Here is a 15,406-nt window from a genome sequence, read left to right as displayed (position 1 = left end):
GCCAGACTAAAGCACGTCCGCAGGGCCGCAAGCGCATTCAGCGGCCCACGGCCTTTGACGATTGATCCGGCAAGCTTTTGACCGCGCCCAACGTTGCGCGGTCTTCGATGGTGTGAAAGCGCACCATCATCATGCCGCATGCAATGGGGCGCGCATCAACCCGCAGCCTGCGCCCGTTCAACAGGGCGATTTCATCGGTGATGCGTGGCCGATCCACGCGACCCTGACCGAACGCTTCGATCTGGCGCCAGAATTCAGACGGTGCGCTGCGCGATTTCCAACGGCGCAATGCGGCGCGCAAATCCTGAAGATCAAGCTTGTCGCTGTCGCGTTCGCCCCACATGTCGCCATAGGCGGTGTTGGTCATGATCAGCGTCTGGGCGTCGGAAAAAACGGCGATGGCGTCTGGCAAGGCATCCAGAACGGATTGCCCGGTTTCGATCTCGACCCGAAAACGGCGGGTCAACGACACCTCTGCGCTGATGTCTTCGAACAGCAGTGCCATCGCGCCATTGGGATGGGGCCGTCCGCTGACCCGAAATGTTTGCCCGTCGGGCAGATCCCACCGTTCCGCATAGGCACCATCGCCGCCGTCGCGATCCAATGCCCGGAACTGGTCGCGCCATGACAGATAATTTTTTGGTTCCGGCAGCATTCGCATGTTCCGCAACCGATCCAGCACGGCTTCCAGTGTGGGGCGCGCTGCGACGAATTGCACAGGCAGGCCAAACATGTCGATAAACGCGGGGTTGAACATTGTCAGCTTGCGTTCGCGGTCAAAGATCACCAGCCCGGTCGACAACTGCGCGAATGTCTTGGCCAGCGTTTGCAGGTATTCCCGCTGCGTATTTTCCGCGCGCACGGTGTCATTGGCGCAATTCGCATAGAACAGCGTCGATCCGTCCAGCGATGTGGCGGTGATATCAAACCAATGTTCCACCGCTTCACCGTGCAGCCGGACCGACAGCCTGCCCCGGAACGGCGCCGCACCGTCGTTTGCCGAGAGTGGCAAATCGGTAAACAGGCGAGTGCCGGGCCAGACCCGCACCGTGTCCCCGCTGTCGGGACGCGTCCGTTCGGCATAGTCCAGATAGGCTGCGTTCGCCCAAATCAGGTTTCCGGACACGCTTTCTTGCCAGATCAACTGGGGCGATTGCCGTGCAACGGACCGCAAAAGGTGAAGCTCTTCGGCTTGGGCGGCGCGTTCCAATGCGCCGAACCTGTCTGCGCTGTCGTCGATCTGTACTGTTTCAAGGCTGATGCGGGTCAAGCCGTGCTGATTTTTCAACTGAATGCAAATCGCATCATCCTGCAGGGCCGGGACCTGCATTTCATCATTCCAGCCCAGTGTGCTGACAGCGTCGCGCAGGGTTGGGAATTGCCGTCCCAGAACATGGAACAGGGCGTCAAGGTCCCCCATTTCGCCCCTGTATTCCCCGATCAAGGCAGACCCACTGGGCGACGCATCAATCAGGAAATCACGATCAAACAGGAACACCGGCGCCTGTCCCCCAGTGTCGCGGCCCTTGTTCATTTGCAGTGCACCGGCTGATCCGGTGCGCGTATAAAAGAAAAGCGCAGTGATCCCGGTCAGAAACAGACAGCCGGCCATAAAGGCCAATACCGAATCGAATAGCATCGCATGTCACCCTGATTGCTTGCGTCGAGACTGCGGAACAGGGGTTAATGGCGCATTAATGAATTAACTCAGGGAAGAAATACCGGGTTATTTCCAAGGGATGGTCGTTTTTCGACATCGGGTTCGACCAAGGTCCGCATCGGCCATCTGACCGTGACAATGGCGCCGGAATCTCGGGCATTCCTGAAATCCAGCGTTGCCCCGGATCGTTCCAGCAATGTCTTGGCGATGAACAATCCCAGGCCCATCCCGTTATAGGCCGGGCGCAAAGATCCATCCAATTCCTGACGTCTGCGGCGGACATAGGGATCACCGATGCGCCCGATTACCGACTGGGGAAATCCGTGGCCGTCGTCGCTGATTTTGATGCTGACGTCTGTTGTGGTCCACGAAATCTGGACGGTGACGGTATCTTGGGAAAAATCGACTGCATTCTGGATCAGGTTCCGGATGCCGTGGATGATTTCAGGTTTGCGCTGGATGGTCGGTTGTGTGCCGGGGCCGGTCCCGATGTCGAACAGCACCGTAGCCTTGCGGTCGACGTGCGGTTCTGCGGCTTCGCGCACCACGGCTTCGACCGGGGCGGTTTTCAGCATCAGGTCATCCTTGCCGGCGCGGCCCATGGATTGCAGGATATCGCGGCAACGGTCGGCCTGTGACCGGATCAGCAGCACATCGTCCAGCAGTTCTGCGTTGTCAGAAAGCTCTTCTGCCAATTCGCTGCTGACAAGCTTGATCGTGGCCAGCGGTGTGCCCAGTTCATGCGCTGCAGCAGCGACGACACCGCCCAGATCGGTCAGTTTCTGTTCGCGTTCCAGCGCAAGCTGGGTTGCAAGCAGTGCTTCCCTCATGTTGTGCATTTCGGTGGTGACGCGTCGGGCATAGATGCCTAGAAACAGCACACCGATGATCAGCGCGACGCGGTAGCCAAAGCCAAAAAGCGGCGGCAGCACCAACAGCGATCCGTCGGGTAATTGCAACGGAATCCATGCGTATCCGATCAGGGTAATCATGGCGATGGCCAGTGCGCCCAAAGCGACGAAACTGATAAGGTTCAGCACCGACGCGGCGATGGTGACGGGTGCGAGGATCAGCAAGGCAAACGGGTTATTCAGCCCGCCTGTCAGGTACAACAGCAGGCCAAGCTGCAGGATGTCGAATGCCAGCATGGCGCTGGCTTCCGATTCGGACAGACGCTTGTTCTGGGGGTATTTGATATGCGTGATCAGGTTCGTGACGGCGGCCACGCCGATCGTGGCGATGGTGGGCATCAACGGGATGGTCAGATCAAAAAACCTGACCGCCACAATGATGGCGACGGCCTGCCCGCAGACCGCAGCCCACCGCAGGGTCAACAGCGTTTGCATCCGCAGCCAGTTGCTGCGTTCGTCCTGCGCGAGAATCGATGTATCGTAACGCGCCATGAATGACCCTATGTGTGCAGTTGTGACCCATTGTTATGTTTGGCCCGGCGCGCAATCAATGCGACGCTTTCGAAAGGACCCCTAGATGAACCGTACGACCATGCTTATTTCTGCCGCTGGGATCGCCGCTGTTGCCGGGCTGACGGCGTCCCTGACGTTTGGCAGGGGGCAGGATCTGGCGTCGTGTTTCAGCACGAACGCCGACGGGGCAGAGATCGGTGGACCGTTCACGCTTGTCAATCAGACCGGAACGGAGGTTACGAACAAAGATGTGATCACCGCGCCGTCGTTGATCTATTTTGGCTACGGCTTCTGCCCGGACGTCTGCCCGATCGACAACGCGCGTAATGTCGCGGCTGTCGATCTGCTGGATGACCGCGGGATCGAAGCGACTCCTGTTTTCATCACCGTCGATCCGGCGCGCGACACACCGGAATTCATGGCCGATTACACCGCGAATTTCCATCCTCGTATGGTTGGTTTGACCGGGACAGATGCACAGGTAAAGGCTGCTGCGGATGCATATAAGGTCTATTATGCCAAGGCGGACGACGATCCTGATTTCTACCTCGTGGATCATTCTGCTTTTACCTATCTGATGTTGCCGGACACCGGATTTGCCACCTTTTTCCGCCGCAACACTCCGGCCGAACAAATCGCGGACGAAGTCGCGTGCGCGCTTAACATAGATTGACGCTGACCCAAGAGGTCCTACCATCACTTCGTAGATTACAAGGCAAATGACATGAGCAATGAAACATTCGACTTAGGCCCCGACCCGTCGCTTTTGCTGGTCGATGATGACGAAGCATTTGTAAAACGTCTGGCAAAGGCGATGGAAAAGCGTGGTTTCGTCGTCGAAACTGCCGAAACGGTAGCGCAGGGCAAAGCCATCGCATCGTCGCGCCCCCCCGCCTATGCGGTCGTCGATCTGCGGCTGGAAGACGGCAACGGTCTTGATGTTGTGGAAGAGCTGCGTGAACGCCGCCCCGACGCGCGGATCGTTGTTTTGACGGGCTATGGCGCGATTACGACCGCAGTTGCCGCGGTCAAGATTGGGGCCACGGATTATCTGGCAAAGCCCGCGGACGCCACCGATGTGACCAACGCACTACTGGCGCGTCAGGACGGTCTGCCGCCCCCACCCGATAACCCGATGAGCGCGGACCGCGTGCGCTGGGAACATATCCAACGGGTGTATGAACTGTGTGACCGCAACGTGTCGGAAACCGCGCGCCGGCTAAGCATGCACCGCCGGACGTTGCAGCGCATTCTTGCGAAACGCAGCCCGCGTTAAGCGCAAAAAACAGCTTGTCGGAACGTGACAGGCCGACGAAAACATCTGTTCAACGTGCGACAAATACGCGCATTTTGACCAAGTGGTCCGTTAGATCTGCGCCAACAGCGCTGCGGTGCGCGCCGCGAAATCGGCCCGGACAGTGACCGGCGCGCGCAGCGCAACCTGAAGCCCGTCTATCACCTCTGGTTTCTGGCGGCCGAAAATCCGGTTCGCCTCTGCAACGGAAAATCCGGCGATCTGCGTGGCTTCGAGCCATGCTGATACGGTATCGGCGGCCTTGATCTGTTTTTTCACGGCTGCAGGGATCTGTGCAGGCAGTCCAAACCGCAGATGAATTGCGCCGGTCAGGCGGCTGTCCAGTTCTTCGTATCCTGGACCAACGGCCGCTTTGACAGGGCTGATCATGTCGCCGATCACGTATTCAGGCGCATCATGCAAAAGTGCGGCCAGCCGCCATTTGGCCGGAGCGGACGGAACCATCCGTTCAAATAATGCTTCGACCAGCATCGAATGTTCAGCGACCGAATACGGGTATTCGCCGCGCGTCTGACCATTCCAGCGCGCAACGAAAGCAAGACCGTGGGCGATATCCTCGACCTCGATATCCACGGGGGTCGGATCCAGCAGGTCAAGCCTGCGACCCGACAGCATCCTTTGCCATGCGCGGGGTTGTTTCATTCGGGAATCCTGTCGTTTTCTAACTGGGCTGGATCATGACGCATCATGTAATTGATGCAACGTCGAGAATTCGTCGGCAAAGCGCGCAACGTATTTGCGAAAGGCACGCACGTCGCGCAAATGGCGCAGCGTCCGCCGTGTCAAACGCCTGCTGCGGGTGGTCTGCATTGGACCGTATCGCTGCGGACGGTCGGGGAAGTGGCGGTTCAGGAACAACCGGAATTCGGCCTTTACGCGACCGGGAATCCGTCCTTCGGGATCGTCCCACGGTTTATGCGGGCCGTAAATGTGCAAAAGCGCGGGATCGAACAGCGACTCTGACATCGGATGATAGAACACCCATTGCCAGTTCCAACTGGGGTGGATCTGCGCCCAATTGCGGTACAGGGCATAATTCAGCAACGATTGATCGTGGTACTGAAACAGGTCGCCATGCTGTTTTGCCGCCTTCAGGCAGGCATTCAACACATCGGCGCTGACCCATGCCGCGGTGTCGATCAGCAACAAACCAGAGTTGAAGTATGGCGCGCGCGCCATGTTCAGCCGCCGCTGGTCACGCACCCGCCTGTATGGTCGGGCCCACAGCGGGCGTTCCAGAACGGCGCCCACGGGATGTGCGCCCAGATCTGCGTCAAACAGCTGATCCAATCCGTTACGCTGCAACCACATATCGGTATCCAGATAGATCAACCGGGCATATTCGCCCGCCAATCGCTGTGGCAACCACAGGCGCAAATAGGCAGTGCGTGGCAGACGGCTGGATTTCAGCTTTTGCATGTCGTCTGGCGGGGTCATTCGCAAAACGCGCACGCCCATGTCGTCCAGAATGGGCGGCACGGCAAAATCGGCATCGGTCGCAAGGATCAGGTCAAAATCCCGGTCGGGATGAAACCGGCAGATCGAATGGAACACCGTGGCGGCATAGGGCAGATGGTTGTTGTCGCAGGTGATGATGATCGCCTTGCGGACGGGTGGCCGAACGTGCTGCACCATTACTCCTTTGCGTTGTCCGGACACAGACAACGACACAACGCCGCACCCCACGGGTCCGGTTCCCTGTGGTTCGAGCTGCGCGTTGTGCGATGGCGGTGCCGGTGCTAAGGACAGCATCAAATGAATGATCCCGTGGAGCGTCGGATGACCCAGGACTATACCGTCAAAGATATTTCACTTGCCGCTTATGGCCGCAAGGAATTGGATATCGCGGAAACCGAAATGCCGGGGCTGATGGCGCTGCGCGAAGAATACGGCGCATCCCAGCCCCTGAAGGGTGCGCGCATTGTCGGTTCGCTGCACATGACGATCCAGACCGCCGTGCTGATCGAAACGCTGGTCAAACTGGGTGCCGATGTGCGCTGGGCGTCCTGCAACATCTTTTCGACGCAAGACCACGCCGCTGCCGCGATTGCCGAAGCGGGCATTCCCGTTTTTGCGATCAAGGGTCAAAGCCTGGAAGAGCATTGGGATTATCTGGATAAGTCGTTCATGTTCCCCGAAGGCGCGAACATGATCCTGGACGACGGCGGCGATGCGACGCTGTATGTGCTGCTGGGCGCGCGCGCCGAAGCGGGCGAAGACATCATCCCCGTACCGCAGTCCGAAGAAGAAGAAGTCATCAAGGCGCAGATCAAGAAGCGGATGGAAGCGTCCCCCGGCTGGTTCACCAAGGTGAAGGCCGCGATCAAGGGCGTGTCCGAAGAAACCACCACGGGCGTGCATCGCCTGTATGATCTGCACAAGAACGGCCAACTGCCATTCCCTGCGATCAACGTGAACGACAGCGTCACAAAGTCGAAATTCGATAACAAATATGGCTGCAAGGAATCGCTAGTTGATGGCATCCGCCGCGCCACAGATACCATGATGGCCGGCAAGGTCGCCGTCGTCTGCGGTTACGGCGATGTCGGCAAAGGCTCTGCCGCATCGCTGAGCGGTGCAGGTGCCCGCGTGAAAGTCACCGAAGTCGACCCGATCTGCGCGCTGCAAGCCGCGATGGACGGTTTTGAGGTTGTCCTGCTGGAAGACGTGCTGGACAGCGCTGACATCTTTATCACCACCACCGGCAACCGCGATGTGATCCGGATCGAACACATGCGCGAAATGAAAGACATGGCCATCGTTGGCAATATCGGCCATTTCGACAACGAAATTCAGGTCGCCGCGCTGAAGAACCACAAATGGACAAACATTAAAGAACAGGTCGACATGATCGAGATGCCGTCCGGCAATCGTCTGATCCTGCTGTCCGAAGGTCGTTTGCTGAACCTTGGCAACGCAACGGGCCACCCGTCGTTCGTGATGTCCGCGTCGTTCACCAACCAGGTTCTGGCGCAGATCGAATTGTGGACCAAGGGCGACGAATACGCGCCCGGTGTTTTCATTCTGCCCAAGCATCTGGACGAAAAGGTCGCGCGCCTGCACCTGAAACGGATCGGCGTCAAACTGACAGAGCTGCGCAAGGACCAGGCAGATTACATCGGCGTCACCGTCGAAGGCCCGTTCAAGCCGGAACATTATCGCTACTGATCCAGCCAGCCTGATGGCAATTTACGGCGCCGTGACCACATCGGTCATGGCGCCGTTTTTCGTAGAAACTTGTCATAGGTTCTTTTTTCTTGTCCCGTGGGTCAGCCACACGTTAGCGTGATCGCGCGGTCGGCAAGGGCCGGGAACAAGGAAGGACACGACTATGGGCAAACGCGACGATCTGATTCAGAAATACGCCGAAGACCTGCGCAACGATTGCGGCATGGAACCGGACATGGATCTTTTGACAAAGGTCACCATCGGCTGCGGTCCGTCGATCTATAATGCCGACGCCAGCACCGTGGCGAGTAGTGACACCGAAGAACTGCAGAGGGTCGTCGATGGGTTTCTGCGCAAGAAGCTTGGCCTGCCCGATGGGCCGGAATTGATGGGCGGCGTCCAAAAGGCAATCGAAACCTATGGTCGATCGAACCGCAACAAATATCGGGCCGTCATCTATTATTTGCTGACAAAACACTTTGGCAAAGAATCCGTTTATTCCTGATCGCCACGCACCATTGCAAAGGCCCGCTATCGTAGCGGGTCTTACAGATGTGACGGTGCAGCCCTGACCCGGTATTTTCCGGGTCCAACAGCGTCTGATCGGTGATGCCGACACCGTACGCGTGTATCAAGTGCTGGGCTGTTCCGCCAGTTTCAGCACCAAAGCCCATTCCAGATCGGTTACAGGCTGCACGGATAGGCGCGGGTTCTTGACCAGTGCCATATCGGCTAGCCGCACGTCTGCCTTTATCTCGTCCAGCGTGACGGGGCGGGGCAGGGCGCGCAGCGCCCTGACATCGACGCAGTCCCAGCGGTCGTCGGTTGCGGTGCTGTCGGGATGCGCCGTGGCAATGACCTCGACGATACCGACAATTTCCAGCCCGCTGCGCGAGTGATAGAAAAACCCGGTGTCACCGATCACCATGTCGCGCATCGCATTGCGCGCCTGATAGTTTCGGACGCCGTCCCATTCCGATCCAGCGTCACCTTTGGCGACCAGATCGTCCCAGCCAAAGACATCGGGTTCGGATTTGAAAAGCCAATGGGCCATGTTATTCCTCTTTGAGTGGGCGAGAAAGTAGGGTCTGCAAGGCAGCTTCGACACTGATTTTCTGTGCGCACAAGTCAGCAACTACAGCGCAAACCGGCAAATCGACGGCGCGCAGGCGGCCCAGATTGGCGACTGCGATAGATGTGGCCGCGCCTTCGACCGTGACGCCATCCGTCACACTGGTCTTTGACCCAAGTGCGATGCCGTGCCGGTAATTGCGCGACAGGTCCGATGTGCAGGTCAGCGCCAGATCGCCAAGTCCGGACAACCCGTTAAGCGTTTGGGGATCAGCGCCAAGGATCGCAGCAAGCCGCTGCATTTCCGCAAAACCGCGTGTCATCAGCGCCGCGCGGGCGCTGTCGCCCAACCCGGCACCGATCGCAACACCGCACGCGATGGCGATAACATTTTTCAGCGCCCCGCCCAGTTCCGCCCCGATTGTGTCAGTTGTGCGATACAGTCGCAGCGTGCGGGTCGATAAAACGGATTGAAGTGCTGCACCCACCTGTCCGTCAGCGCAGGCCAGCGTCAGTGCCGTCGGAAGCCCCCGCGCAATATCGGCGGCAAACGATGGCCCGGTCAGGATCGCGGCGGTGGCGTCGGGCAGCGTCGCGCGGATGCCCGCAACCGGACCGGTCAGCGTTTCCAGATCAATTCCCTTGCAACACGCGACGATACGTTTCCGGCATAACACGGTGGCATGGGTTTGCAGCAACGGACGCAGGGTCTGTGCGGGAATGGCCATCAGAACACATTCAGCCGAACCAAGCTGTTCAACGTCGTCGGTGATCCGCACCGTGTCGGGGATCGGGACATCCAGCTTTGCGCTGCGGCGGGTGCTGATCAAATCCTGCGTTGTGCGGGCCCACAGAGTCACATCGCGGCCATCCTGCGCCAGCGCGATGGCCAGTGCCGTACCAAATGCACCCGCGCCCATGATACCGATCATGCCTTGGCCCCCTTTTTCCCCGATCCCAGCATCGCGGGGGCGGTTTCGTCCAATGGCCAGCGCGGCCGGGCGGTCAATGTCAGGTCGTCCTGTTCGCCCGCCGCGAACCGCGTCAGACCAGCATAGGCGATCATCGCGGCGTTGTCCGTGCAAAGCGGCAGGGGCGGGGCAAGAAAGGCCGTTCCGCGCTGTGCGCACAGGTCGGTCAAAGCGCCGCGGATTGCCATGTTTGCGGCGACGCCACCCGCAACGGCCAGTGTCGGTGTGGTCGGTTGCAACAGCAGATACAGATCCAGCGCGCGGGCAGTTTTGGCTGTCAAAACATCTGTGACAGCGGCCTGAAATCCTGCTGCCAGATCGGACTGATCGCGCTGTGTCAGGGTCTGTTCCGGGCCAATGACGCTGTCACGCGCGCGCAGCAGCGCGGTTTTCAGCCCCGAAAAGGACATATCGCAATCATCGCGGTCCAAAAGCGGACGGGGCAGTTTGAATCGTTTTGGATCACCGGCGTGTGCGGCGCGTTCCACCGATGGCCCGCCCGGTTGCTGCAGGGCCAGCAGTCGGGCGGTTTTGTCAAAGGCTTCGCCGGGGGCGTCGTCGATGGTGCCGCCGATCCGTTCGAACCGGTCGCGGGCGTGGGCAATCAGGAACTGGCAATGCCCGCCGGACACAAGCAGCATCAGATAGGGAAACGGCACCGCATTGGTCAGTCGGGGCGTCAATGCGTGCCCGGCCAGATGGTTGACCCCGATCAGCGGCAGGCCGGTCGCGGCGGCCAGACCCTTGGCGCACATGACACCCGACAGCACACCGCCAATCAGGCCGGGACCGGCGGTCACGGCGATGGCGTCACAATCGGTCAGGGTCAATCCGGCCTGCGTCAGGGCCGCTTCGACGCAGTGGTCGATCTTTTCCGCATGGGCGCGGGCGGCGATTTCCGGCACGACACCGCCGAAATCCGCGTGCAGATCGGTTTGGGCAAAGACGATCGACGACAGGACCTGTGCTGCCTCTTCCGTGCCGCGTACGACGGCTGCGGCGGTGTCGTCACAGCTGCTTTCGATACCAAGGATGGTCAGGGGTCGGGTCATGGGGGCCTGTTGCGCTAACTGAAGGTGCAGGTAACACTTGCCCGCAGCTTCAACAACAACGGCGCGCCATGCCCCCTGTTCTGATCATCAGCCGACCCGCACCAAAGGGGGCCGAATTTGCCGCGGCGGTCACTGCCGGACTGGGTTGGACGCCGCGCGTGATCCTGGCACCTGCGTTTCGTGTTGTATCGACGGGTGCAGACGTTCCTGATGCGGACGCCATGATCTTTACCTCGGTCAATGGGGTGATGCTAGCGCCCGCTGGCATGGGCAGGGTGGCGTGGTGCGTCGGTCAGGCGACGGGGCAGGCGGCCGCGACGCGGGGCTATGCGCCCATGGTTGCCAATGGTGATGCACAGGCACTTGTGGCGCTGATCCTGGCGGATCGTCCGGGTGGCCGATTGGTACATCTGGCGGGCGCGCATAGGCGGGGGGCCGTGGCCGAAACGCTGACGCATGCGGGTCTGACCTGCGATACCGTCGTTGTTTACCGTCAGATCGCCTTGCACCCGCCAAAGGCGTTATTGGCAGCCGCGCACGCAGATGCGCCGCTTGTCGCGCCCCTGTTTTCGCCGCGATCCGCCGGTATCCTGAATTTGCCGGATCGCACCGCGCCGGTATACGTCGTCGCAATGAGTGATGCCGTGGCGCAGGCGGCTGCTAAATTTGACCCAACCCAAACCTTGACCGCAGCGCATCCCAGCGCAGATGGGATGTTAGAGACGACGTTGAAGCTATTTTCAGCAATCTGGCCAAAGCCCGGCAGTGCTTGAGGCTGGCGAGTGAGCAGGCTAACGTCGCAGAGTTGGCGCGAAAGACAGGCGTATGGCAGCAAGAAAGGGTTAGATGTGGCGAAGACACCGACGCAGGGGGCATCCCCAGATACCACATCGGCAAAAACGACAATGCCACCCCCAACGATTCCAGCGCAGAAAAACGACCTGTCAAACACCCCGGCACCTGCTGCACCTCAGCCGGCGGCCGCACAAACCCAGCCGTCACAGCAAGCCGCCGCGCCGCGCCGTCCTGTGTTTTTGCCCATGGCGATGGGGGGTCTGGTGGCCGGACTGATTGGTTATGGTCTGGCATGGGTGCAGATCAGTGCTAGTCCGACGTTTCCCGCTGACACGGTCGCGGCAGAAAACGACGTGGCAGCGGACGATGTGCAAACGCAGCTGGATCAGATACGCGCCGATATCGACGCGATGCCTGCGGCAGACACCAGCAATCTGGAAACAGCGATTGCCGATCTGCAAAGCGGATTGACGGATTTGCAAACACAGTTTTCCGAACTGCCAACCGCTGTGACCGATCCCGCAACCCCGATCATCGGAGAAGACGCGCAAGCCGAAGCGGTGCAGGTGCTAAGCCAGCAAATCGCGAATCAAACCGCAGAACTGCAAGCACAGCGCGATGAATTGCAGGCGGAACTGGATACGATCCGTGACGAAGCGGAAAGCATCCGCAACGATGCCATCGAAGGCGCACGCACAGAAACGGCCAAGGCCGCGCTGGCCCGCGTGCAGGGTGCCATCGAAAGCGGTGCGCCCATGACCACGGCGCTGAACGATCTGCAAAACGCGCTGGACGCGTCCATACCGGATGCCCTGACGGCCGTTGCGCAGGACGGTGTGCCGACCATGGAATCACTGCGCGAAGCATATCCCGAAGCAGCACGTCTGGCACTGGATGCCGCGCGCACGTCTGGCGAAGACGGCGATGATGCGGGTGGTCTGGGTGCATTCCTGCGGACCCAGATGAACGTCAGGTCAACTGCGCCCCGCGAGGGAAATTCTGCGGATGCCATCCTGAGCCGGGCCGAAGATGCGCTGCGCAACGGGCGCCTGAACGATGCCTTGGCAGAGCTGGAAACACTTTCCGAAGCGCCGCGCGCCGCCATGTCCGACTGGATCGCGCTGGCCGACCAACGCGCCGCTGCCGTCGAAGCTGTCAACCAGCTTGACACCAACCTGACCGCAAATTGAGGGCTGACCTATGATTTCGACACTTCTTAAGATCGCGGTCTTTGTCGCTATCGTCACGGCCTTGACGTGGGGCGCGGTGCAACTGATGGACATGCAGGGCGGTGCGATCCTTGCCATCGGCGGCTACGAAATCGCATTGAGCGCGCTGCAAATGGTATTCGCCTTGATCTTCTTGGTCGTGCTGGTCTGGGTCGGTCTAAAATTGCTGAAGCTGCTTTACGCAGTCTTTCGTTTCCTTAACGGCGATCAGACAGCTATTTCGCGCCATTTCGATCGCAACCGCGAACGCAAGGGTTTCGAAGCCTTGTCCGACAGCCTGTTTGCAATGGCCGGAGGTGAGGGCCATCTGGCAATGACCAAGGCAAAGCGCGCCGATAAATATCTTGATCGCCCGGACCTGACCACCTTGCTGAAAGCGCAGGCTGCGGAAATGACTGGGGACAGTCGCACCGCCGAAGAAAGCTATCGCGCTTTGGTGGCCAAGGATTCGACCCGATTTGTGGGGGTGCACGGCCTGATGCAGCAAAAGTTGCGGGCGGGTGACAACGACACGGCGCTGGGCCTTGCCCGCAAGGCGTTCGACATCAAGCCGCAGCACGAAGGCGTTCAGGATACCTTGCTCAAGCTACAGGCAGAGAAATCGGACTGGTCAGGCGCGCGCGAAACGCTGGGCGCGAAACTGAAATCTGGCAACCTTCCGCGCGACGTCCACAAGCGACGCGATGCCGTTCTGGCCCTGTCCGAAGCCAAGGATGTCATGGACGAAGGTCAGGACATGAAAGCACGCGAATCCGCGATAGAAGCAAACCGGCTGTCACCCGATCTGGTGCCCGCGGCCATCATGGCCGCACGTGCCCACATCGAAAAAGGCGAACAACGCAAGGCGTCCAAGATCCTGTCAAAGACGTGGGGCGTGACACCGCATCCTGACATCGCCGCCGCCTTTGCCGAAATCGAACCGAAGGAAACGCCAGAAGCGCGTTTGAAACGATTCCGCACCCTGACAAAACAAAATCCCGATCATCCCGAAACCCGGATGTTGCTGGCGGAACTGCACATCGCCGCCGAAAATTTTCCCGAAGCGAAACGCGCCTTGGGCCATTTGGTCACTGATGATCCGACGGGTCGCAGTCTGACGCTGATGGCGGCCATTGAACGTGGTGAAGGGTCGGACGACGCTGTTGTGCGTGGCTGGTTGACCCGCGCGCTGACGGCGCCGCGTGGGCCGCAGTGGATCTGCGAAAACTGCCAACATATCCATGCGAACTGGTCGCCGGTCTGCGAAAACTGTTCGGCCTTTGATACGTTGGCATGGAAGAGACCCCCGGCCGGTGAAGTCGCCATGCCGACGGGCACCGAAATGCTGCCGCTGATTGTCGGACAAAAGCCCGCGCCCGTGAATACGATGACGGTGACCGACGCTGACGTGCTGGACCCGATTCCAGGCAAGACCGACGACCGCACAACCGAAAAATAGGTCTTTCCCGAACGCCAACGGGGTGCTAATTGGCATCCCGAAAGCCGCATTAGCTCAGTCGGTAGAGCACATCATTCGTAATGATGGGGTCGGGGGTTCGAATCCCTCATGCGGCACCAAATCTTCCGTCTGCCTTTGTTTTCGCCCCAGCTTTTATCCATTCCTGGCAGCCGTAGATCATGTCGGAGATCTTTTTTTCCAGTTTCGCCTTCGTCAAAGGTGGAACTTTCTATGTCAGTCGTAGTTTCCCTAAAAAACTACGTGGCCACTATACCTCTCCTTGGATTGCATCTTCCTTGCGAACAACGTGGGCCACCTGTTGGGAATTGCGATAGGTACGCGGATCATTCGCGCGATTGGCGACGGGTCAAAAACCTAAAACGTGATCTTGTTTCAAGCCGCGAGCCAGCAAAGAAAGACCGTTACAATTCCAAACAGCATCTGGGTCGGGCGGAGGTTCCTGAAATACAGCGGCACTTCTGCGCGTGAGGCTGCTGACACGTCTTCCCAAGCAAGCGCAGCAAATGCACCAGCTAAAATGCCGAGTGCGATCCCAAGGGGCGAGATCAGGACAAGCAGCCCGGCACAGAACAACAACGCAAAACTAGCAAGCTGTCGCAGCGTAGGTCCGCCTTTGGTTCGGAAACTCAACCCCCGGCGCACCCCTGAAAAAAACAGCAATAATGCGCCGCCCCAAAGCTGCGCGAGCGCTGCAGCGGGTTCAGGGTCCAAGCCAAACAACCATATACCCGCAGCGAGAACCGCAAATGGTAACATCGCCGCCCACCCAAGGATGAAACCATCCCACGGAATGCGCGCTGTTTCAGTCAGCTGGATATGGCGTCTGATCTGCTTCATTCTTTCTATCAACCGTCGCAGGATCGCTGAGCGCCGCAAGCGTTTGTCCTCCGCAGCACGAAAAGCTGATCAGTGACTGTCACGCATGCCGTTGCCTCGAAGGCCGTTGCGCAGGTGTCAGTTATTCTTCTTGCGAAACCATCCGACGGCCAAGCCAATGGCCCCGAACAGCATCAGAAAGTAGGCCAAAGGGACGAGCCAGTGCAGGCCTTCGTCACCCAGGTTGGCACGCAGGGGGAGGGTCAGGATGCCTGTGCCAATCAAAAGAATGGCGACTGACCCCCATAGGATGACACGCGGAGACATGGTTTTTACCCTTTCGCTATGTCGAGCCAAACCGATGTGACGGCAGGGAGGTTCCGCCCCGCGCACGGTCACCTTGGTAATTGTGAAAGCGGCCTACGGCCCGAGGCGAGAGGACAGTT

Annotated in this window: 17 protein-coding genes and 1 tRNA gene; 9 read left to right on the top strand and 9 right to left on the bottom strand. The window is 59.4% G+C overall.

Annotation, left to right across the window (positions count from 1 at the left end; all coding sequences use genetic code 11):
- Positions 1–37 precede the first annotated feature (37 nt).
- Both GZH79_RS08760 and regB read right to left on the bottom strand, forming a co-directional pair.
- Positions 38–1,639 carry a PAS-domain containing protein gene (locus GZH79_RS08760; RefSeq protein WP_211643399.1) on the bottom strand — a complete coding sequence of 534 codons (1,602 nt, stop codon included), beginning with the start codon at positions 1,637–1,639 and terminating at the stop codon, positions 38–40.
- 68 nt (positions 1,640–1,707) lie between these two features.
- Positions 1,708–3,063: a sensor histidine kinase RegB gene (regB, locus tag GZH79_RS08755; RefSeq protein WP_211643398.1), complete on the bottom strand. Its 1,356-nt coding sequence runs from the start codon at positions 3,061–3,063 to the stop codon at positions 1,708–1,710.
- Positions 3,064–3,148: 85 nt separating this feature from the next.
- On the opposite strand from regB, the gene GZH79_RS08750 reads away from it, so the two are divergent.
- Positions 3,149–3,757: an SCO family protein gene (locus GZH79_RS08750; protein WP_211643397.1), complete on the top strand. Its 609-nt coding sequence runs from the start codon at positions 3,149–3,151 to the stop codon at positions 3,755–3,757.
- A 51-nt stretch (positions 3,758–3,808) separates the two neighbouring features.
- Positions 3,809–4,360, top strand: coding sequence for an ActR/PrrA/RegA family redox response regulator transcription factor (locus tag GZH79_RS08745; protein ID WP_211643396.1), 552 nt, complete (start codon positions 3,809–3,811; stop codon positions 4,358–4,360).
- Positions 4,361–4,450: 90 nt separating this feature from the next.
- On the opposite strand, the gene GZH79_RS08740 is transcribed toward GZH79_RS08745, so the two are convergent.
- A complete protein-coding gene (locus tag GZH79_RS08740; protein ID WP_211643395.1) occupies positions 4,451–5,041 on the bottom strand; it encodes an HD family hydrolase in 591 nt (196 codons plus the stop codon).
- 33 nt (positions 5,042–5,074) lie between these two features.
- A complete protein-coding gene (locus tag GZH79_RS08735) occupies positions 5,075–6,031 on the bottom strand; it encodes a glycosyltransferase family 8 protein (protein WP_211643394.1) in 957 nt (318 codons plus the stop codon).
- A gap of 147 nt (positions 6,032–6,178) precedes the next feature.
- Here GZH79_RS08735 and ahcY point away from each other — a divergent pair, with 147 nt between their 5' ends.
- On the top strand, positions 6,179–7,567 hold the full coding sequence (ahcY, locus tag GZH79_RS08730) for an adenosylhomocysteinase (RefSeq protein ID WP_211643496.1): 1,389 nt from the start codon (positions 6,179–6,181) through the stop codon (positions 7,565–7,567).
- Between the two features lie 163 nt (positions 7,568–7,730).
- A complete protein-coding gene (locus GZH79_RS08725) occupies positions 7,731–8,072 on the top strand; it encodes a DUF2853 family protein (RefSeq protein ID WP_211643393.1) in 342 nt (113 codons plus the stop codon).
- 126 nt (positions 8,073–8,198) lie between these two features.
- Here the strand turns inward: GZH79_RS08725 and GZH79_RS08720 are convergent, their stop codons facing one another.
- From GZH79_RS08720 to tsaD, 3 genes are read right to left on the bottom strand one after another with little or no spacing between them, the layout of a single operon-like run.
- The gene (locus tag GZH79_RS08720; RefSeq protein WP_211643392.1) at positions 8,199–8,621 is read right to left on the bottom strand and encodes an EVE domain-containing protein; all 423 of its coding nucleotides are present in this window, start codon (positions 8,619–8,621) and stop codon (positions 8,199–8,201) included.
- Position 8,622: 1 nt separating this feature from the next.
- Positions 8,623–9,570, bottom strand: a complete 948-nt coding sequence (locus tag GZH79_RS08715) for an NAD(P)H-dependent glycerol-3-phosphate dehydrogenase (protein ID WP_211643391.1) — start codon at positions 9,568–9,570, stop codon at positions 8,623–8,625.
- Positions 9,567–10,661 (bottom strand): tRNA (adenosine(37)-N6)-threonylcarbamoyltransferase complex transferase subunit TsaD, encoded by a 1,095-nt coding sequence (gene tsaD / locus GZH79_RS08710; protein ID WP_211643390.1) that lies wholly within the window; start codon positions 10,659–10,661, stop codon positions 9,567–9,569. The genes GZH79_RS08715 and tsaD overlap by 4 nt, the downstream gene beginning before the upstream one ends.
- A 68-nt stretch (positions 10,662–10,729) precedes the next feature.
- On the opposite strand from tsaD, the gene GZH79_RS08705 reads away from it, so the two are divergent.
- The 5 genes from GZH79_RS08705 to GZH79_RS19320 all read left to right on the top strand — a co-directional run bounded on the left by GZH79_RS08705 (position 10,730) and on the right by GZH79_RS19320 (position 14,458).
- Entirely contained in the window at positions 10,730–11,434 is a 705-nt protein-coding gene (locus tag GZH79_RS08705) for a uroporphyrinogen-III synthase (RefSeq protein WP_211643389.1), read from the top strand.
- Between the two features lie 285 nt (positions 11,435–11,719).
- Positions 11,720–12,646, top strand: a complete 927-nt coding sequence (locus GZH79_RS08700) for a hypothetical protein (RefSeq protein ID WP_211643388.1) — start codon at positions 11,720–11,722, stop codon at positions 12,644–12,646.
- A 10-nt stretch (positions 12,647–12,656) separates the two neighbouring features.
- The gene (locus GZH79_RS08695) at positions 12,657–14,123 is read left to right on the top strand and encodes a heme biosynthesis HemY N-terminal domain-containing protein (RefSeq protein ID WP_211643387.1); all 1,467 of its coding nucleotides are present in this window, start codon (positions 12,657–12,659) and stop codon (positions 14,121–14,123) included.
- A 43-nt stretch (positions 14,124–14,166) separates the two neighbouring features.
- Positions 14,167–14,242, top strand: a tRNA-Thr gene (locus tag GZH79_RS08690).
- 60 nt (positions 14,243–14,302) lie between these two features.
- On the top strand, positions 14,303–14,458 hold the full coding sequence (locus tag GZH79_RS19320; protein ID WP_349291177.1) for a DUF6538 domain-containing protein: 156 nt from the start codon (positions 14,303–14,305) through the stop codon (positions 14,456–14,458).
- A gap of 58 nt (positions 14,459–14,516) precedes the next feature.
- On the opposite strand, the gene GZH79_RS08685 is transcribed toward GZH79_RS19320, so the two are convergent.
- Positions 14,517–14,981 carry a DUF3429 domain-containing protein gene (locus tag GZH79_RS08685; RefSeq protein WP_211643386.1) on the bottom strand — a complete coding sequence of 155 codons (465 nt, stop codon included), beginning with the start codon at positions 14,979–14,981 and terminating at the stop codon, positions 14,517–14,519.
- Positions 14,982–15,098: 117 nt separating this feature from the next.
- Positions 15,099–15,287 carry a hypothetical protein gene (locus tag GZH79_RS08680; protein WP_211643385.1) on the bottom strand — a complete coding sequence of 63 codons (189 nt, stop codon included), beginning with the start codon at positions 15,285–15,287 and terminating at the stop codon, positions 15,099–15,101.
- Positions 15,288–15,406 lie beyond the last annotated feature (119 nt).

Source organism: Loktanella sp. SALINAS62, from assembly GCF_018263905.1.
GTDB lineage: Bacteria > Pseudomonadota > Alphaproteobacteria > Rhodobacterales > Rhodobacteraceae > Loktanella.
The sequence above is the reverse complement of the archived record's forward strand: the minus strand, read 5'-3'. Positions and strand labels throughout refer to the sequence as shown.